The organism is Streptacidiphilus cavernicola, assembly GCF_042510955.1.
Lineage (GTDB): Bacteria > Actinomycetota > Actinomycetes > Streptomycetales > Streptomycetaceae > Streptacidiphilus > Streptacidiphilus cavernicola.
This window is the reverse complement of record NZ_JBHFAB010000037.1, coordinates 16,649-35,673: the sequence shown is the minus strand read 5'-3', so window position 1 is coordinate 35,673 and position 19,025 is coordinate 16,649. Positions and strand designations below refer to the sequence as shown.

The window sequence follows — 19,025 nt, the reverse complement described above, 5'->3', positions numbered from 1 at the left end:
ATGTATCCACTTCGTGCGCGGGAAAGTACGGGCAGTACCGTGGAGTTGATGAACTGTCATCAGGGGGCGGGGCCATGTATCCGGACGCACCGTGGGCGCTGCCGTCGTATCTGCTGGCCGACCCGCGTCTGCTGGATGCCGGCCGGCGCCGTGACATCGGGGCGATCTTCGCGCTGGCCAAGGGCGAGGACATCAGCTTCAACCAACTTGCCACCGCCTCTGGACTCCCGGCCGAACGTGTCGGGAGGCTGGCCCGGGGCGAGGGGGAGATCACCTCGTTACCCGTGCTGGAGCGGGTCAGTGACGGCCTGCGGATTCCCGGCGGCGTCATCGGCCTGGCCCCGCGTCCCTGGGAGCGGGCCCCGGCTCCAGCGCACCGCCCACCGTGCCAAGCAGCAGGAGAAGATGACCCCATGAACCGCCGCGAAGTCCTGCGTGGAGCTCTCGCGGCCGGAATCGCCGCCCCCGGCCTGGCCGCCCTGGCCCGCACCCGCCACAGCATCGACGCCGCCCTGACCGACCACGCCAGCCCCGACCTGAGCTACTGGGAGGGCACCGCCGAGCGCTACAGCTACGGCTACAACGGGCAGGCTCCCACTGCCGTCCTGGCCGACCTCGCGGCCGACTTCCAGGACATGAGCCCCCTGTTCGAGCTGCCCCAGACCGTTGCCAACCGCGCCCGGCTCAGCCACATCGCCGCCGAGATGGCGGGCATGACCGCGATCGTCCTGCACGACCTGGGCCAGCACCGCGACGCACACGCCTGGTTCAACACCGCGGGCCTGGCCGCGCAGGAATCCGGGGACAACCGGCTGTACGCCTGGGTGCTGGCCCGCGAAGCCATGGTGCCGCTGAACTTCGGCGCCCCGCAGGCCGCCGCCGCCCTGGCCGCCCGCGCCCGCCACGCGGCCGGCGACCGGCCATCCGCCTTCGCCGCCCTGGCCTCCGCCGTCGCCGCCCGCGCCTACGCGGCCCAGGGCCGACGCGACGACGCGCTGGAGGCCGTGGATCACGTCGAGGGCCTGATCGATCAGCTCGACAACAGTGCCACCGCCGACACCTGGTTCGGCTACCCCGAGCAGAAGCACCACGTCCACCTCTCCCAGGCGCTCACCCTCCTGGGCGAAACGGGCAGGGCCTACACGGTCCAGGAACGCGCGCTGGAACTGTCCCGCTCGCCGTCCCTGATGGTCCGCGCACTGATCGCCATCGACCACGCCTCCTGCCTCGTCCACGAAGCCCACCCGGACGAGGCCGCGGGCCGGGCCGCACAGGCGTACGGCGAGTTGCCAGCCGCCTACCGCACCGGCCTGACCCGCACCCGAGCTGAAGCCCTCTACCGGCAACTCCCCGCCAAGACGCGCGGCCTCGACGTGCTCAGGGACGCCCTGGCGAGCTGAGGACCTGCGGGTGCCGGGAACCAGCCGCGGACTTCCCGCTCAGAGCTTCGGAGTCGGTTCGGTCTCGGGAACGGCGCTGGTCGATGAGGGTGACTGTGCCTCCCCGGGAGGCGATGTGCCGGCACCAGGACGCACCAGCCGGGAACCTTTGACTATCCCGATCATGGCCGGCTCACGAACAACGTGCCCCGGCTCGCTGTCGGGGTCCTGCCGTAGCCTTCTGCCATGCCTTTGAGTACCCATCAGCGTGACCTGCTGTCCCTGGTCGCGAAGTCCACCACCCCGGTGGCCATGTCCGGCTTCTTCGAGACGATCAATCCGCCCGCTCCCGGGTTGAACGAGGACCACCCCGACCACCCGGCCTGGACCGAGCGCCAACTCGCCTTGTACGGCGTCTCCCTCGAGCTGTGGCGGCAGGGCCTGGTGCGTGTCGTCACCCCGGCCGACGGCTCCAACCCGGACCTGGTGGAGGCCACCAGCGCCGGACTCGCCGCCCTCGCCCACTGAATCCTCCGGCCCGTCACCATACCGAGAACGGCACGACATTTTGCCGGACACCGGCTCCTGGCCGTCGGCGCTTCGGGACTGATCGGCAGGCGCTGCAGGCAGATGGGGCGCCGAACGCAGTTTCGACGCCCCCGGACAGTCCGCGCGCTCGGCCCGCAGCCACCGGTTGTGCCTGTCGCGCTTGCGGGCGGGGTCACACACGGCCGCCCAGGGACCACCCTCCCGGTGCCGGGCGCAGCTCGGTGGTGATCAGGTCGCCGAGTTTCCACGGCAGGCAGGAGCGGTCGCCCAAGGGCGCGTCCAGTGTCTCCTGGGTGTGCGGCTCGGCCAGGGGAAGGCGCCGGTGGTGGCCCCCAGCGGGCCGCGCCTGCTGCGCCCGCCGGCGGGCGGTGGCGCCTCGCGGCAGTGGTAGCAGCGGGTGTCGGTCGCGCCAGATCCCGACCGGGTCCAGGGCCGGGTCGGCGGGGATGCCCCAGGTGTCCAGGAGAGCTGCGACGCCGGCCTGCCAGGCCAGGTCCCCCTCGTGGGTCAGCGTGTAGCGCTGGCGGCGCCGTTCGCGGGCGGCCAGTGCGTGGGCCAGGTGGACCGCCTCGGGGTAGAACACGAGCGGGGCGACGCGCAGTTCGTCGTGCCCGGCCCGGCCCAGGGCACGCCTGCGAGTTTGCCACAGCGGTGAGTTGAGGGCGGGGATGTTCCACCAGCACGAGGTGATCGCGTAGGCGTCCGCGAAGGCGGCGCGGCCCCCCGGCCCCAGGCGGCGTTCCAACCGCATGCGCTGCCGGTGCGCGTGGACAACCTCCGGCAGCCCGGCCAGCGCGATCGCGGCGGTACCCGGCTCGCGGCGGTTGTCCAGCCAGCGGCCGTGCCGGGCACAGACCTGCCAGGGCGCGTCGGCGGCCAGGTAGGCGTCCAGGCTGGTCTTCTTCAGCAGGGCGCACACCTCGCACACCCGGACCAGGAAGCAGCCCGGGGTGTCCCAGGGCCAGTCCCACACCGGGCCGCCGTCCACCGCAAGCAGCCGGCCCGGGCGCAGGTTCGGCAGCACGAACTGCAACTGGGCCGCCGGGCGCCCGGACATGAAGGCGAGCCGTTCCAGGGCTGCGGCGTTGAGGTAGCCGTCGCTGTAGCGCGGATCGCTGGGGGCGCCGCCCTTGCGGGCCGGGGCGCCGAACATGGCCCAGAACTCCTCGTCCTGCATGCCGTTGAGGTCCGCCAGGCGCCGGGCGTAGGAGCCGGTCGACTCCCCGCCGATGAGCTCGACCGTGGGCAGTCCCAGCCGCTGCACAGAGCACCACGTCTTCGTTCGGCGCCCCCGGGCGGCGCCGGTAGGGGCTGTCCGAGCCTGCGTCATCCCATGCCTCCCTCGACCCCGGCTGATCCGATGGCCGGACCGGTCCCTCGCCTCGCCCGGGTCCCACCGCGCACACGGGACGTTCTCTGTTTACGGCCTCACTCCCGTTGCACACGCCCCCTTTCGACCAGCCCGGCGCATGCGCCGCACCAATTTGGCTGGAAACCTTCGGTCACTCGTGTGGCAGCTGGCGGCGGCAGGTAGCCTCCCACTCCGCGAACAGCGGTACCCGCGACACCAGGGGAGGGCCACCAGGGGTGGAGCTACGCGAGCACCAGCGGGAGGCAGTCGACGCGATCGTGGCCGCCGCGGCCGCGGGGGAGCGGCGGATGACGGTGGTGGCCGCGTGCGGCAGCGGGAAGACCCTGATCGCGCAGCGGGCGGCGCAGTGCCTGGCACCCGGCGGCGCGGTGCTGGTGCTGATGCCGACCAAGGCCCTGCTGACGCAGACCGCCCGGCGCTGGCGCGAGACCGGGCAGCCGGGACTGGCCCTGGGGGTCTGCTCCCTGAGCCAGTCCGAGAGCGGACTGGCCCCGGGCGAGGCGGTGCTGACGCGCCACCCGCGGGCGATCGCCCGCGCGATGCGGGTGGGCGGCCCGGTGACCGTGTTCGCCACCTACGCTTCCCTGCACCGCATCCAACGCGCCCACGAGCTCCACCAGCTGCCGGCCTGGGACCTGGTCATCGCGGACGAGGCGCACCGCACCTGCTCCGCGTTCGGCGACGGCTGGGGCACCGTCCACGACGATGCCGCCATCCCGGCCAAGACCCGCGTCTACATGACCGCCACCCCCAGGGTCTGGGGCGCCGCCGCACCGCAGGACCTAGTGCCGTTCATGGAACGGATCCCGTTGGCCACCATGGACCACCAGGAGGTCTTCGGTCCGACGGTGTTCAACCTCGGCATGGCCCAGGCCATCGACCGCGGCATCCTGGCCGACTACCAGGTCCTGCTGCCGGTCGTCGAGGAAGCCGACTTGCACGCCATCCTGTCCGCCCGCCGCCCGGCCGCCACCGCCCACCACAACGGTCTGCGCAACGGCGCCGTCCAGGTCGCGGTGCTGCGCGCGATCCGGGAGCAGGGCCTGCGGCGGGTCCTGGTGTTCCACAACCGCGTCGCCCTGGCCGAGGCATTCGCCGACTCGCTGCCCCGCACGGCCGAGGAGGTCGGCGCCCCGCTGCGGATCGAGGGCCTGTGGGCCCGTGCCATCCACAGCCGCCAGAGCGGGCAGTGGCGCCGCGACCTGCTGGAGGACTTCGCCTGCGCCGAGCGCCTGTGCGCGGTCCTGTCCAATGTGAGGGTCCTGAACGAGGGCGTCGACATGCCCGACGTCGACTGCGTGGTCTTCGCCGACCCCCGCTACAGCACCATCGACGCCATCCAGGCGATCGGCAGGGGCCTGCGCCAGCCGCCGAACGCGGGGAAGAAGACCACCCTGGTCATCCCCGTCTACCTGCGCCCCGGTACGGACACCGCCGACCTGCTGCACGACTCGGCGTTCGCGAACCTGCTCACCCTCCTGCAGGCCCTGCGCGCCCACGACGAGTCGTTCATGGACCGCATCGCGCTGCCCTCCCGCAGTTCCTCCATCACCGTCCAGGGGCGCGAGGTCTTCTACGCCCAGCCCGAACGCACGGCCCAACTGGCCCGCGCACTGGGCCTGGAGATCACCCTGCCGGCGATCGGCTCCTGGGAGCGGGCCCTGGTGGCCGCCGCCACCTACCACGCGGCGTTCGGGCACCTGGACGTGCCTGTCGACTACACCGCCCCGGACGGCTTCGCCCTGGGGCAGTGCCTGGCCAGCATCCGCCTGCGCCACCTGCTGAGCCGCCTGCCGACCAAACGCAAGCAGGTCCTGGACGCGCTCGGCTTCTCCTGGTCCTCCCAGACGCCGACCTTCACGACCATGCTCGGGTACGCCCGCGCCTGGGCGGACCGGCACGGCCACCTGACCGTCCCGGTCAAAGAGGACCTCGGCGGCCACCCGCTGGGCCAGTGGCTGGCCCGCCAGCGCCACAAAGCCACCGCCGGGCACCTGCCCGCCGAGCAGCAGCAGGCCCTGGACGCTATCGACCCGCACTGGAACCCGCCCTGGCCCCAGGACTGGCAGCGCAAGTACCACCGGGCCAAGGCCGCCCTGGCCACCGGCACCCGCTGGAACTCCCTGTCCGAGCCCGGCGACCAGAGCCGCGACCAACGCTCTGCCGTGGAATGGCTCTACAAACAGCAGTTGGGGTTCTTCCGCCTGCACGAGGGCCAGCAGGAACTCCTGCTCGCCCTGCACGTGCCGCCGCTGCCCGACGGCGTCTACTACAACCACCGCTACGACCACGAGCGCTACACCTTCTACAACGCCCTCGGGCACCTGGCGGCGTTCATGGCCCGCGAAGGCCACGTCAAGGTCCCCCACGACCACCTCGAACCCTACTGGTGGAGCGACGGCGGCCCGCAGGCCGCCACCTTCGACCTCGGCCAGTGGTTCCACCGGTGCCTCGCCTACCCCGAGGCCCTGACCCGGGAGCAGAGCAACGCCCTGGACGCGCTGCTGCGGATCGGCAGGCGGCCTCGGCCCGGCAGGACGCCGGCGCCTGCCTGAACGGGCCGGGCCCCATGCCCGCGCCCCGAGGGCGGGCACGGCGCGGGCGACGGAGGGTCACAGCTCCACGACACCGCCGAGCGGGATCTTCTCCAGCAGTTCCCGGGTGATGCGCTCCTCCTTCGTCAAGATGGCCCGCTGGGCGGCCTGGCAGATCAGGTGCGACAGCATCCGCATGTAGCCGCGGCTGCGGGTGTGCAGGTAGGGGGCCAGGTCGGCCAGGTCGCCGGGCTGGTGCCGGTACAGGCGCAGGTCCTTGTCGAACAGGGTGACTACGCGCTGGAACTTCTCGACTCCCTCGTCGTCGAATCCGATCCGGGATAGGCGCAGCACGGTGTGGTCGCCGTGCAGTACCTCGTCCTGCTCCAGCCTGGTGTCGTTGTCGCGGGTGAGCGGGTCGACGATGTTCTGCGCGTAGCGTCCGCAGTAGATGAACGTCGCCCCGGTCTCCTCGCTGATCATGTCCAGGTACTGGAAGGTCAGCTCCGCGTCCGCGGCTGTCCGCAGCCGCTCGATGCCGTCGATCAGGACCAGCAGCGTGCGCGCGTTGCGCATCGCGCGGATGACCGACTCGGTCGGGTCGCCGCCCTCGCGCTCCTGCCCGAGGTAGCGGGCGAACGCCCCGGGCCAGTTGCGCAGGTTGCCGCGCGTCGGCGGCGGCACGTTCAGCGTGATGATGGGGATCCGGTTGTCGTCCGGTTCGTACAGCTGCGCGAACCGCCGTTCCCAGTGCACGCCGACCGCCTGGAGCAGGGTGCTCTTGCCGGTGCCCTTGGGGCCGTCCAGGATGATCCCGATCCGGCCGTGCTCGCGCTGGCGGTTGGAGCGGATCTGCTCGGCCACCACCAGCAGGGCCTTGGCGATCGCGGGGGTGGTGACGGTGTGCATGTGCCCGTGCCACAGCAGTCGCTTGTCGTGCGAAGTGACTTTCGTGCCCTGCGGGGCACAGTCCGCCAGGTCCGGGGGCTCCACCTGCGCGAGGGCCTTCGCCCGCCAGGTGTGGGAGTCCTTCGGCCACAGGGGTGCCGGCGGCACCAGGAACATCTGCTCGGGCACGCGCACATCGCGCAGCAGCCGTTCCTCCTGGCGTGTCAACCTCGTCCCGTCGTCCATGCGTTCACTCCCTTTTCTCTCCCTGTGGTGCTCGGCTGCCCGGTCGGCATTCGACGCGCTCCCCGGTCTCCGGCGGCGGTCACGGGTCCAGCTCGTCGGCCTCGCCGCCGTCCGCGGTGCTGTCCAGGTCCAGGCGGGCGCGGATGCGCCGGTACCGGTCCGCCAGGCTTTCCCCCCGGCCCCCGGCGGGCCCGGTGCCCTCGGGCCGCTCCCACGCCAGCAGGGCCGGATCGGGGGCCGCCGCACCGTGCGCCCAGTCGATCCCCGCCGGCGACTGGGAACCGTCCGCCGGCAGCAGGTCCGGGCGGCCCGGCGCGAACGGGTCCTCGACCGTGAACGGGTCCTCGACAGGGGCCAGTGCCGCCGCGGGTGCAGCCGGCGGGGACGTGGCCGCGCGCTGAGCGTACGGGTCGAACACCCGCGCGGGCGCGGGCGGCGCGGACATGTACCCGTCCGGGACCAGGGCCACCCCGGTGTACTCGGGGCCGCGGCCGGCGCGCTCCAGCAGTTCCGCCAGCGCGAGCGCGATCGCCTCCTCCGCCCCCTCGTCCTTGAGCGAGCCGCCGCGCTCCTGGTACTGGGAGGCGGCGATGTCCCACAGGAACTGCGTCCACGGCGCGCCGACCCGGTGCTGGTGCACCCAGATCGCCTCCACCCAGTCATTGGTGTGGTGGTCGCGCAGCCACACCCGGGACGGGTCGTTCGGGGTGTACCGCAGCTCCCAGCCGCCGCGCTTCTTGCCGTTCAGCCCGGACGGCGTCCTGCGGTACGGGTTCAGCCCCTCCTTCTCGCCGCGTTCGGGCCGGTCGTAGGTACGGCCCTTGAACCGGATGCCCTGATCGCTGACCCCCACCCACGCGGTCGGCAGCAGCAACCGGTAGTCCTCGGCGGTCAGCGGGATCGGCAGGTAGCCGTCCACGGCCACGCACGCCGCATACATCTGGTTCGGCGTCAGCTCGGGCTGGTACGCCTCGTACGGGTCCGCCAGCTCCGGGTGCGGCTTGTTCTGCCACTCCAGCGCGATCCACTGCTGCAGCATGTCGTCGAGCTGGGCCAGCGTCCACAGCCGCTGGCCGGCCAGGGTGCGCCGCACCCGCACCGGGTCGTTTCCGGTGTAGGTGTTCACGTACTGGCTGAACATCGACTTGATGGCACCGAACGTGCGCTCGACGACCGCCTTGTCCTGGCCGGTGCGCTGGCGCGCGGTGCGCAGCGAGATGCCCAGGTAGGCGCAGGCGTCGAAGAACGTCCGCCCCGCGAACACCGTGCCGTGGTCGATCACGACCAGGTCGGGGATGATCACCGGCCGGGCGGCGGCGTGCGCGAACCGCGGATCGACCGCGACCAGTTCCTCGAACGGCAGGTCGGACAGGCTCGCGTGCACGGCCGCATCGAACCCCGGGCGCATCGGGACCGGCACCATGGCCTGCGCCAGCAGCTCGCAGGCGTCCACCGCCTTCGTCGCCCGGCCCTTCGCCCGCCGCGGCGTCACCCACCCGCCCGCCGGATCCGGCCGGTGCCGCTTGCTCTGCCGCGGCTGCTTGGGGCGCACCACCGCGGCGATGATGCTGCGGGTCGCCACGTCCACCGCGATCGTCAGCTCCGCCCGCGCCGGCGACCCGTCGTCGCCCAGCACCCACACGTCCAGGTCGGTCGAGTCGACCTGCACCAGCTCGCCGGGCATCGTCGCTGAGGTGACCGAGAACGGAGGCGCCCCCGGCCGTCCGCTCACCTGGCGGCCCCCCGGCGCGCCCAGGTCCCGGGCCTTGACGCCCAGCCGCTGCAGCAGCTTGTACAGCGTCGGCTCGGCCGGCACCCTCACCTGCGGCCCGTAGGCGGCGCGCACCGCCCGCCGCAGCTGCTTGAACAGCTTGCGGGCGTCACTGGGCGCGTCCGCGCGCCGCCGCTGCCGGTCCACCAGCACCAGCAACTGGTCCACCACCTGTGGGTCGGTCGCCCCGTACACCCGCCTCGCCTTGGTGCTGCGCCCGTCCACCAGCGCCACCGCACTGGGGCACTTGCGGTACTTCAACCGCTTGGCCTGCACCGTCTGCCAGGACACCGGCACGCCCAGCACCGCGGTCATCTCGGCCGCCTTGGCCTGGTACCGCTCGATCAGCGTGGTGGCCGCCGGGTCGAACGCGGGCCTGGGCCTGGCGCCGGGCGGGGCGCCGGGCGGCAGCCCGGTGTCGACCTCGACGACCGCCAGCTCCCACCGCCGGGCGTCCTGCGCCGCCCGCGCGGGAATGCCCTCCAGCAGCGCGAAGTCGGGCAGCTCCGCCTGCGCCACCGGCCGGTCGGCCCCGTCCAGGACCGCGAAGTCCGCGGCGGCGGCCAGGACCGGCAACAGCACCGACGCCAGCTCCCCGCCGCCTAGCGGGTCCCCGGTCAGGTGCACGGTCATCCCGTCCAGGCCCGCGACCGTGTACCGCGCGCCGCGCCAGCGCAGCCGGTCCCCGCGCACCAGGACCCCGCGCGGCGCATGACGCACCGTCAGCAGCGCCCGCGGATCGGCCACCGCCGCGGTCACCGCTGCTCCACGGCCAGCGGGCGGCGCACCGCGTCCGGCTCGCCGACCGCACCCGGCGGCCCCACCAGGGCCCCCGGCCCGAGCGCGGTGTTCCAGTCCACCGCCAGCCGCCGGTGCCACAGCATGTGGTAGAGCCGCGGCAGCACCAGCGCCCGGGGAACCCCGCAGGCCTCCACTCCCTCCCACAACGGCCGCACCCGGCCGAACGCATGTGCTAGTACCTGCTCCACCTCGGGATCGCCGAACCGCGGCTGGCGCCGCCGCGAGACCCAGCGCAGATTCGCCAGCGCCACATCCCCCGGCAACCGCGGTACGCCCACCAGCCACCCGGCCCCCTCGGCGGTCGCGCTCACCACCTCCAGCTGGCGCTCGAACCGCTCGGTGGGCCCGATGGCTGGCGGGCAGGTCACCACCACCGTCTTCCCGGACGCGGTGCGCACGAAGAAGTCCGGGACCAGGCGCCGCTCCCGTCCTCGCTCGCGCCACACCAGCTGCGCGGACCAGGCACCGAAGTCGACCACCGCGGGATGGAAGTCCAGCAGCATCGCGGTCGAGAGCCGGTCAAGCGAGCGGCAGCCCACATGCCGCCGGTTCGTCGCAGCCCACCACCAGGTGGCGATGCTGCGCTGCGCGGGGTGCCGCGAGGGCTTCCACACCTCGCCGCGCTCCGCCAGCGGCACCGGGGTCATCCGGCCGGCCGGCAGTGTGCGCCGCACCCCGTTCCGGTCCTGGTGAAGAACCTGCAACTCCCGCGCCATGAAAGCCCCTCGGGTCGCGTCCCATGCCCTGGGTGGCGGCCGGCACCGCGCCGACCCGGCCAGTCTCCTGGCACACCACCGGACCAGCGTGCCCCAACTGCCCCCCGCATACGGCAAGTTCTGGACAGAAACCATCCCATGACCACCAACCTCCTTGCCCGCAAGCCCGGCTGGCGTACTGATGCCCCGCGCCTCCTTGACAAGTGATTCGCGATTCGCGATAAATGACTCATGGATGACGACGATGCCCGCGAGCTGCGGCAGCTATCGGCGGGAGTGTTCGGCAACCGGTACCGGGCCGAACTCATCGCGGCGCTCGCAGCCGCCGGCGACCGGGGAATCTGCCTCAGCGACCTGGCCCGGGCCCGACGGGTCCCGGCCAGCGTCTACCACCCGCCGGTGCGCACCCTGATCGCCCTGGGCCTGGTCGAACGCCTGGCGCCCGCTGCGGGGGATCGCCGGCGCTGGTACCGGTCCTGCGGCAGCACGCACACCTGGCACTCGCTGGCCGCCACCGTGGCTCGCCTGCAGGAACACCAGCCAACCCAGGCCGCCTAGGCACTACGCCGCCCACCGACACCGGGAAGGGGACAGTCCCATGCCGACACCCACCACGATGCGTGCACGGGCCCGCGTCGAGCACGCCTCCGCACCACTGGTGGGCCAGGACGCCCACAGCGCCGAGCTGACTCTGGAAGGCAGCAGGGGAGCGCTGGTGTTCTACCGCCGTGACCGCGCCGAATGCGAACGCCGCCGCCGGCAGGCCGCGGCCCCGCTGGGCATTGAGGACCTCGCCACCCTGCTCCAGTTGCCCGCCGATCTGCCGCTGCGCGCGGACACCCTGCCACCACCGGTCCGCGACCAGCTCGCGAAGCTGCCCCGCGGGGCCGTCACCTGGACCGGCGCCCTGGTCTGCCGTCGGGCGGTGCGCCCACTGGCCGTGGACCTGGTGGTCGTCCGCGCCCGCAGCACCCACTGGGACCAGGGCCTGGCCCGGGCCAGCCGCTTCAAGCCGTTCGCCCGCCGCGCTCTGCTTGTCGACGCGCCCGCCTCACAGCGGCAGGACCTGCTGATGCAAGCCGCCTTCTACGGCATCGGCATCCTGGAACCGACCCCGGAAGGCCTTGCCTGGGCCCTACCGCCCGAGGCCTACCGGCCCGCCCGCCACACCCCCGCGGCCTGGCACTTCACCGAGAAGCTCCACGCCCGTCTCCCCTGACCAGACGTCAGCCGACAGCCTGGGGGACCTGCTGTCCGACAGTCAGCTCGGCCCAGGCGAACAGGTCCGCCCACGCGGTGAACCCTCGCTTCTGCCCGATCCTGTTGTTCCACACCGCATACGCGTCCAGCGCCTTCTGGCACCGGTCCTGCCACCAGGCGCCGCGGGCCCCCGTACCTACCGCGTGCAACTGCCGCACCCACTCCATCAGCACCGCCGCGTTGTGACCGGCCGCGGGAACCTGCTGTGCCATGCTCAAGAAGCGGTCCAACGGCTCGCCCTGGCAGTGGGCGCAACGGCACTGGGGGGCGTCGCCGTCGAACCGCTGGGCCAACGTCAGCCCCAGGAAGAGGTTCATCAGCTCCGGGAACAGCACCGCCGGGCTGCCCGGCCCGCCGCCCGAGGGTGCCGGTGCTGCTGCCGGGGGCAGCAGTTGGCGCATGCTGGCGTCCACGCCGAACGCGGTGAACCCGGCCCCGAGCGCCAGGCCCCCGAAGGCGCCCAGCCCGGTTCGCAGCACACCCGTGCCGGGCACCAGCTCCAGCAGCCGGGCCAGTCCCGCCGCGGCGATCCGGGGATCGGGGCGGCCGCCGATCATCACCGCCTTCGGCCCGGGCACCGTGGACAGCACGTCGGCCAGGTACTCCAGCACACCGGGATACAGCCAGCCCGCGTCCATGGGCACCGCGAACACCACCCGCGGGTCGCCGAGCCGCGCCACCTGCAGGGCTGCCGCCTCCAGCGCCTGGTCGGCCCCGGCCGGCAGGTAGCCCGTCGGCGTCAACGCAACGTCGGCGAACGCCAACTGGGCCAGCATCAGGTGCTCCAGCGGCTCCCCGAACAGCGGCGCGGGACCGTCGTCGATCCCCGGGAACGGCGCCTGGGGTGTCGCTTCGGCCAGGGTGTAGCGGGCCTCGTCGACCACCAGGGCGGCCTCGAAGCCCTCCTCCCGCAGCTGGCCCGCTTTCGCCAGCGCCCCCTGGCCGGTCAGGACCAGGCCGCTGTGCGAGAAGTCCACCCAGTCCCGGTACCGCGCCGAGCGCCTGTGGCCGACCTGCAGGAGCACCCGATCCGCCAGGACCGTGGGGACACTCCCGCGCAGCGGGACCGGAACGCCTGCCGTCACGTCGCCTCCACTGGCCACAGAAGAGCACAAATACGATGAGTCGCCTCAACTGTCCGTACAGTAACAGCAGTTATCTGTCGAATGGCGCCACTTGAGCGCATCTCGTTCGTCAGTCCGATCCCGCGGCGCGGTGCTGTTCTACCCGCTGACCACCGTGCCGATAGCACCACCAGGGCGGCAGCGGCCCGCCCAATCGGGGCGGGTGCTTACCGCTGGCCGGGCCGGAAGACTGTGTGCGGGCAGTGGCGCCAGGAGGCGGGACTCGCCGGCCGTCCTCGTCGAGGAAGAATCCCCGCAGCGGCTCCGGCGGCATCTGCTCGGGAGCAGGGCTGGCGCGGCGCAGCACAGCCAGGGTCTCCCGGGTGACCGTGAGGGGGTCGCACGGCTCGCTTTGGGCCAGTAGCGCCTGGGCTGCGGTGAACAGGGCTCGGTGCGCGGTGAGGGTGAAGGCGGCAGGGCTGAGGAAGGACACCAGCGCGGGAGCGGTCGCCGGATACAGCAGGACCGCGCCCAGGACCGCCCGCTCCGCGTGCATGTCGGTGACCCAGGCCCGGCGTTCCCGAACCGGTGCGCGAGACAATCACACTCACGGGCAGCCGAGTTGGACCCAACCGAAGCAAGGGCATAGAACTGCGGCAACAGGGCCTCCCGGCGCGCTCAACGGTCTCGACAACCACGAGCTGCACCAGGGGCCCTGTCTTCATGCACGCCCCGACCCGACACCACCCGATCGAGGCTCACCACTCGAACCAACGCCCACCAAGATCGATAAAGTAACAGCTTCTTATCCGTGGTCTGCATCAGGGCGTGGTGTCGCGGTGGTTCAGTCCCGCAGCAGCCTGACCGACGATGAGGAGCAGATGCGTCTGGCTGGGGCCCGTCCATCCCTCGTATGCACTCGCTCACCCGGCACTGGAGTCGGGCTGTCCGCCGTCCGGATACCGACCACAGGAGCCGAAACGGCCCGCTGGGCGAACCGGCGGACCGTCACGGAAGGGTCAGGGTTACGTCAAGGGTGTCCCGACGAGCAGACCCGGGCTCAGCCGCCGGCCGCGCTGATCATGGCGTTCACCGCCTGGTACTGGTCCGGGCACAAGGTGTTCTTGCGGGTGGCACCCATGACGATGTCTCCGGCGTCGTTCCGAGACCAGCCCTTCTTCTCCAACAGGCCAACCACGTCGATGGGTTTGTGGTCCTGAAGATCTGTGCAGGTCTGCTCGCCAAGGGCGATGAGCTGCGTGTCGGAGCTCTGGTTGGGCGAGAACCGTTGGGCGTCGGGCAGGGTGGTGGCTGTCAGGGAGCGCATATCGCTTATGTAGGCGGAGATGGCTGCTGCGTTCGGTGAGGGTGCCGAAGCAGCCCCCGCGGAGCGGCTGCAGCCGGTGACGGTGGCAAGTCCGGCGGCGATGGCGACGGCGGTGGTCAGGAGGCGGGCGCGCTGACGGTTGGACAACTGTTGCTCCGGTGTGGGGTCGAGGCGGCGTCGGGTGGGCGGGGTGTCCCGGCCGATGGGCCGGGCCACCCCGGGTCTTACCGGCCGGAGGGACGGCGGACGGTGGCAGCGGGGCCACTGTCGCCGTCGTCGGCGGTGCGGGTGCTGTGGGACGGTACGGCATACGGTGCGCTTCGGCGTTTCAGGCCGTCGGATCCAGCGGGTTGCGTGTGGTTCTCCTGTCTGTCGTGGTGTTGGTGCGTGGGGTCGTCATCCGTGCCAGTGCCCGATGACGGGGTCGTCGCTGGTGGTGCCGAAGGCCTGGGTGTGGTTGGGGGTGCTGTCGGTGTTGGAGTTGGGGAAGGAGTACGTGTTGTTGCTGGGTTGCCACTGGCCGACGGTGGTGGTTCCGGTGCCGTACCAGTCGCCGGCGACGGGCAGGCCCGTGCCGGTGCCGAAGACGAGGGTCTCGTCGGTGGTGCCGGGGTTGGAGTCGTCGCCGTTGTGGAGGTAGAAGGTGTGGTTGCTGGGTCGGAAGACGCCGTAACCGGTGATGCCGCTGCCGTTCCAGTCGCCGGTGACGGGCAGGTCGCCGCTGATGCCGAAGGCCTGGGAGTGGTTGGTGGTGCCATCGGTGTTGGAGTTGGGGAAGTAGAAGGTGTGGGCGCTTGGTCGCCAGATGCCGACTGTGGTTTTCCCGGTGCCGTACCAGTCGCCGGTGACGGGTTTGTCCCCGGTGGCGCCGAAGGCGATGGAGATGTCGTTGGTGCCGCCGGTGGGACTGTCGCCGTTGTGCAGGTAGAAGCTGTTGGTGGTGGGGTCGAATACCCCCCAGCCGGTCTCGCCGCTGGCGTCCCAGTCGCCGGTGACGGGGAGGTCTCCGTTGGCGTTGGAGCCGAACAGCTGGGTGATCTCGGTGGTGTTGCTGGTGTTGCTGTCGCCGAGGTAGAAGGTGTTGTTGGCGGGGCGCCACACCCCTAGGCCGTCGCTGGCGAAGGTTTCGTCGGCCGAGGCGACCTGGCCGGCGGTCAGTGCCTGGTTCCAGATCCGGGCTTCGGCCAGGTTTCCCTTGAAGAAGGAAGCGAAGGCGCCGTTGAGGAGCTGTTCGCCGACGGCGAGGCTGCCGGTCCAGCCCGCGACCGGTTTGTGGCTGCCGGTCGCGGTGCGGCGGCCGTTGATGTACAGCGCCATGGCCTTGGTCGCGGAGTTGTAGGTTGCGGTCAGCTGGGTCCAGGTGCCGAGTTCCACCTGTCCGCCGCTGGCGCAGTCGTACCCGAAGCCGGAGCTGTCCTGGGTCTCCATGCAGAACTGCCAGGAGGTGGGGCCGGGGTAGAGGATGAAGCCCGAGCCGTAGGTGCCGGTCTGGGCCAGGATGACCCCGCTGGCACTGGTGGGCTGGGTCCAGACCGACACGCTGAAGCTGCTGGAGACGTCGACGGCCTCGTTGGCGGTCATCACCCCGGTGCTGGTGCCGTTGAGGTAGAGGTTGGGGGTGAACAGGCCGTTGTTGTCCCAGGTTGCTCCGGCGCCGCCGCCGGTCAGGGGGTTGGTGCCGGTGGTGTCCGCGGCGGTGGTGGCGGTGCCGGCGGCGTTGTCGTTCAGCGGCCAGGTGTGGGCCTCGGGGATCAGGGTCTTGGACGGCTGGGCGGTGACGGTCGTGTTGCCGTCGTAGAGGTAGGCGATCACGGTGCCGGCGCCGCCGGTGCTGGTGGTCCACAGGTCCGGATTGCCGTCGCGGTTGATGTCACCGGCCTGCAGCGTCAGGGCCGCACCGGTGTTCCAGCCGCTGGCAGCCAGGGTGTGAGAGGTGTAGGTGAGGTAGTCGTTGCCGCTTGTGTCCACCTGGTGGGTCAGGCCGGTCCACAGGTACAGGGCACCGGAGGACTTTTTCCACAGGAACATCGCGGTGCCTGACGAGGTCTGGGCTGTGGCGATGGTCCACTGGTCCCAGTCGGCGGTGGCGTCCGGGCTGGCGTTGGTCAGCGGATAGGACATGAACTGCGCGAGAGTGTCCTCCAGGACGCCATACAGCTCGAGGGAGTAGCCGCTGGCGGGGTCGCCGCTGGTGCCGATCAGGTCAGGCAGGGTTCCGGTGGTGGTGTAGGTGTGGCCGGCGTTCGCGAGCTGCGTGGGGCTGTCGCCGTTGGGGTCCAGCAGTTGGTCGCGGGTGACGGTGCTCTCCTGGGTGGGGTCGAGCGTGCCGTCGCCGTTGCCTTCGATGATCGCGCCGACGCCGGTGGAGGGCTTGTAGTCGAACACGTCCTGCAGCCCGGAGCCTGCGGCGCCGGTGTAGGTGCCGGTAAAGACCTGGGTGGCGTTGAAGGCGGCCGGGGTGGCCGCGCCGTCGCCGATGCCGCCGATGCCGATGTCGGTGGCGGTCAGGGCGGCGAGGTTGCTGCTTGCTGCGCGGGAGAGCCACAGCCCGGCGGGCATGCCGCTTTGGTTGCCGACAGTGAGCTGATCGGGTGTGCCGTCACCGGTCAGGTCGCCGTCGGCCGGCGGGGTGGCCGGAGGCGAGGCGTCAAAGGAAGGGTCGGCGGGGTCCAGGCCGTAGTTCCCGCCTGCGCTGAGGCTGTTGACGGTCAGCACGTTGATGCGCCGGTTCGGGGTGATGGTGATGGTGGCGTTGCCGGAGCTGTCGGCCGCGACTGTGTGGGTCGGGCCGCCGTTGAGCTGCCACACGTAGCTGGCCGGGACGGTGCCGGTGCAGCCGCCGCTGGGGCAGCCGATCGTCACCGAGGGGGTCGGCGTGCCGATCACGGATCCGCCGGGGACGGTGACGTTGGGGGTGTCGCTGGGCCGGGTGGGGTCGAAGACGAAGCTGCAGTGCGCGGCGGCGCTGGTGTAGTGGCCGTCGTAGGCGGTCACGTCCCAGTACACCGTGAGCGCGCTGTTGGCCGCGGCGCCCTCCAGGGTGAGCTTGGACAGCTTGTAGGCCAAGATCTGGCCGGAGGTGGTGGTGTAGGTGCTGGGGTTGGTGGGGGTGCCGATGACGGTGCCGGTGGAGTTGGTCTTGCGGGCGGTGAAGGTGGCCCCGACCGTGCCGCCGTCCTTGTCCGACATCTTCGCGTACAGGTACACGTCGCCGTCGCCGACCGCGACCGAGTGGCTGCACGAGGTCGTGGGGGAGGTGGACAGCGAGGCTGGCGTGCTCGGGGGGGTGTCGTAGGTGGTGGAGACGCTGACCGAGTTCGACTCGAACTTCTTCCAGTACAGGTCGTTGGACTCACTGGCGGCCTTGAGGACCAGGGTGAGGCTGGAGGCGCCGGAGTCGGCGGCGTTCTGCATCACGGTCTTGCCGTTGAAGTTCTTGTAGCTGCTGCTGTTCAGGTCGAAGCCCACGCCCGCGTTCGGGCACGAGGAGGTGCTCCACCCGTGGGCGGCGGTCTGGGAGTCGACCTCACCGGACGGAGAGGGCTGGTTGGCCCAGTCCGTGGTGGAGGAGATGCCGGAGGAGGTGGTCCACAGCTGTACCGCCTCCGGGGTGCACGACCAGGACCAGTCCTCGGTGATGTTGAGCTGCGAGGTGAGGATCTTCGCGCCGTGCAGGGCGGAAGGCACGCTGATCTGCAGGTAGGAGCGCGCCGTGTAGGTGGGCGGGTAGGCGGGGTCGTCGGTGAAGCCGACCCGCAGGTCCCCGCCGGCCTTCCAGAAGCTTGCGGTCGAGTAGTACGAGTTGGTGTACGTCCACGCCTGCAGGCTGCTGGGCGCGGACGGGGTGACGAACGGGTCGATGTAGACCGGGTACGTCGTCGCACTGCCCGTCAGCAGCGAGGCGTTCGGGCTCAGCGTGATCGACGTGTTGGTGGCCTGGGCCTTCAGGGAGGCGACCTGCGCGCCCTCACCGGGTCCGTCGGTCGAGGAGGCGATCGGCTCGCCGGTGGCCGGGTCGGTCGGCGCCGTCGCCGGATCCGCCGATGCCGACGCGATCGCCGCCAGGGGGCTGGTTGCGGTCGTGGCAGAGTCCCACATCACCGGTGCGGGGGCGTTGAACACCGCTCCGGTGGCGTTGCTCGCGGTGATGTTGCCCGCGGCGTCGGCGGACAGGTGCACGCCCTTGGTGGCGACGGCCATGGTCAGCGTCTTCAGCTGCGGGTTGGCCGCCGCGGTGGCGTCCTTGACGACCAGGACCTCGGAGAAGGCGCCCTGGGCGGTGGCACTGGCGACCAGGTCGACACCGGGCAGCACGTTCGGGTAGGTGGCGGTGGGGCCCGACAAGGACGGCGCTGGCAGCGCCACCGGGAAGGTCAGGGCCAGGGTGCGGCCGCGGTCGACCATCGTGGCCAAGGGGCCGCTGCCACCGGGCGAGAGCGTCAGGCCGCTGGTGGTGGCGGTAGTGGTGATCGACCCGTCCGCGTTGCGGCGCAGGGACGGATCCAGCGTCGCCCACCCGGAGCCGGTCCACTTGCGCACCGGCTCCACATTCTGCGTCAGGGTGAAGGTGCCGTCCGGATTCGCCGTCAGGGTGCTGTCGTCGGTGGTGGCCGCATCGGCTTGCACCGGCTTGCCGGTCGCCACCGCTTCGGCCTGTGCCTGGGATTGGCTCAGCGGGCCGGACGAGGCCGTCGGCTGCGCGGTGTCGGCCACCGCCGACGGGGCCGTGACTGCGGCCGCGCCCAGACCAGCGCTCAGCATGCTCACTGCGGTAGCCAGGCCCAACGCCCGCCGTATGCGGCCTCTTGGACGCCAAGGTGAAGAAATTTGCACGGAAGTATCACTTTCCAGAGATCGCGGCACCGCTTCGTAACGGCCCCGGATCACACGGTACGAATCACGAACAGGCCATCAGACCTGCTGTGACGGGCGTCATAGTCGAATTGGTGATCATGTGTCCGGAAAAGCCGCCCCTGGTCCGCGCATCCTTACCCTTCTTTGACCCAAGCCACAGCTGGTCCTGTGTGAGGGTGTGCTCCGTTGTCGGTCCACCGCACCGGTGGTGCCGACGGTTGCGCGCGCAGGTGATGACGTCTCGCGGGATGCGGAGTTGAACGT

The 19,025-nt window shown here is 71.4% G+C and carries 13 protein-coding genes; 5 read left to right on the top strand and 8 right to left on the bottom strand.

Annotated features, from left to right (window positions below):
* Positions 1–74: 74 nt before the first annotated feature.
* Positions 75–1,400 (top strand): hypothetical protein, encoded by a 1,326-nt coding sequence (locus ACEZDE_RS32300; RefSeq protein ID WP_380544215.1) that lies wholly within the window; start codon positions 75–77, stop codon positions 1,398–1,400.
* A 225-nt stretch (positions 1,401–1,625) separates the two neighbouring features.
* Positions 1,626–1,907 (top strand): hypothetical protein, encoded by a 282-nt coding sequence (locus tag ACEZDE_RS32295; RefSeq protein ID WP_380544212.1) that lies wholly within the window; start codon positions 1,626–1,628, stop codon positions 1,905–1,907.
* 193 nt (positions 1,908–2,100) lie between these two features.
* Here ACEZDE_RS32295 and ACEZDE_RS32290 read toward each other — a convergent pair whose 3' ends face one another.
* Entirely contained in the window at positions 2,101–3,192 is a 1,092-nt protein-coding gene (locus ACEZDE_RS32290; protein WP_380544209.1) for a hypothetical protein, read from the bottom strand.
* Between the two features lie 323 nt (positions 3,193–3,515).
* Here ACEZDE_RS32290 and ACEZDE_RS32285 point away from each other — a divergent pair, with 323 nt between their 5' ends.
* The gene (locus ACEZDE_RS32285; protein WP_380544206.1) at positions 3,516–5,855 is read left to right on the top strand and encodes a DEAD/DEAH box helicase; all 2,340 of its coding nucleotides are present in this window, start codon (positions 3,516–3,518) and stop codon (positions 5,853–5,855) included.
* A gap of 57 nt (positions 5,856–5,912) precedes the next feature.
* Here ACEZDE_RS32285 and ACEZDE_RS32280 read toward each other — a convergent pair whose 3' ends face one another.
* From ACEZDE_RS32280 to ACEZDE_RS32270, 3 genes are all read right to left on the bottom strand, one after another.
* On the bottom strand, positions 5,913–6,968 hold the full coding sequence (locus ACEZDE_RS32280) for an ATP-binding protein (protein WP_380544203.1): 1,056 nt from the start codon (positions 6,966–6,968) through the stop codon (positions 5,913–5,915).
* A 79-nt stretch (positions 6,969–7,047) separates the two neighbouring features.
* Positions 7,048–9,498, bottom strand: a complete 2,451-nt coding sequence (locus ACEZDE_RS32275) for an integrase (RefSeq protein ID WP_380544200.1) — start codon at positions 9,496–9,498, stop codon at positions 7,048–7,050.
* Complete coding sequence (locus ACEZDE_RS32270; protein ID WP_380544197.1) at positions 9,495–10,214, bottom strand: TnsA-like heteromeric transposase endonuclease subunit; 720 nt, start codon at positions 10,212–10,214, stop codon at positions 9,495–9,497. The genes ACEZDE_RS32275 and ACEZDE_RS32270 overlap by 4 nt, the downstream gene beginning before the upstream one ends.
* A gap of 273 nt (positions 10,215–10,487) precedes the next feature.
* On the opposite strand from ACEZDE_RS32270, the gene ACEZDE_RS32265 reads away from it, so the two are divergent.
* On the top strand, positions 10,488–10,814 hold the full coding sequence (locus ACEZDE_RS32265) for a hypothetical protein (protein WP_380544194.1): 327 nt from the start codon (positions 10,488–10,490) through the stop codon (positions 10,812–10,814).
* 40 nt (positions 10,815–10,854) lie between these two features.
* Positions 10,855–11,475 carry a hypothetical protein gene (locus ACEZDE_RS32260; protein ID WP_380544191.1) on the top strand — a complete coding sequence of 207 codons (621 nt, stop codon included), beginning with the start codon at positions 10,855–10,857 and terminating at the stop codon, positions 11,473–11,475.
* A gap of 7 nt (positions 11,476–11,482) precedes the next feature.
* On the opposite strand, the gene ACEZDE_RS32255 is transcribed toward ACEZDE_RS32260, so the two are convergent.
* From ACEZDE_RS32255 to ACEZDE_RS32240, 4 genes are all read right to left on the bottom strand, one after another.
* Complete coding sequence (locus ACEZDE_RS32255; protein WP_380544188.1) at positions 11,483–12,601, bottom strand: hypothetical protein; 1,119 nt, start codon at positions 12,599–12,601, stop codon at positions 11,483–11,485.
* 109 nt (positions 12,602–12,710) lie between these two features.
* Positions 12,711–13,136: a DnaB-like helicase N-terminal domain-containing protein gene (locus ACEZDE_RS32250; protein ID WP_380544185.1), complete on the bottom strand. Its 426-nt coding sequence runs from the start codon at positions 13,134–13,136 to the stop codon at positions 12,711–12,713.
* 504 nt (positions 13,137–13,640) lie between these two features.
* A complete protein-coding gene (locus tag ACEZDE_RS32245) occupies positions 13,641–14,054 on the bottom strand; it encodes a DUF732 domain-containing protein (RefSeq protein WP_380544182.1) in 414 nt (137 codons plus the stop codon).
* Positions 14,055–14,303: 249 nt separating this feature from the next.
* Complete coding sequence (locus ACEZDE_RS32240; RefSeq protein ID WP_380544179.1) at positions 14,304–18,668, bottom strand: LamG-like jellyroll fold domain-containing protein; 4,365 nt, start codon at positions 18,666–18,668, stop codon at positions 14,304–14,306.
* Positions 18,669–19,025: the final 357 nt, after the last annotated feature.

Coding starts and splice junctions, on each gene's coding strand:
- ACEZDE_RS32300 (WP_380544215.1), top strand. CDS start 75: ATGTATCCGGACGCACCGTGGGCGCTGCCGTCGTATCTGCTGGCCGAC.
- ACEZDE_RS32240 (WP_380544179.1), bottom strand. CDS start 18,668: ATGCTGAGCGCTGGTCTGGGCGCGGCCGCAGTCACGGCCCCGTCGGCG.
- ACEZDE_RS32280 (WP_380544203.1), bottom strand. CDS start 6,968: ATGGACGACGGGACGAGGTTGACACGCCAGGAGGAACGGCTGCTGCGC.
- ACEZDE_RS32295 (WP_380544212.1), top strand. CDS start 1,626: ATGCCTTTGAGTACCCATCAGCGTGACCTGCTGTCCCTGGTCGCGAAG.
- ACEZDE_RS32265 (WP_380544194.1), top strand. CDS start 10,488: ATGGATGACGACGATGCCCGCGAGCTGCGGCAGCTATCGGCGGGAGTG.
- ACEZDE_RS32250 (WP_380544185.1), bottom strand. CDS start 13,136: ATGCACGCGGAGCGGGCGGTCCTGGGCGCGGTCCTGCTGTATCCGGCG.
- ACEZDE_RS32260 (WP_380544191.1), top strand. CDS start 10,855: ATGCCGACACCCACCACGATGCGTGCACGGGCCCGCGTCGAGCACGCC.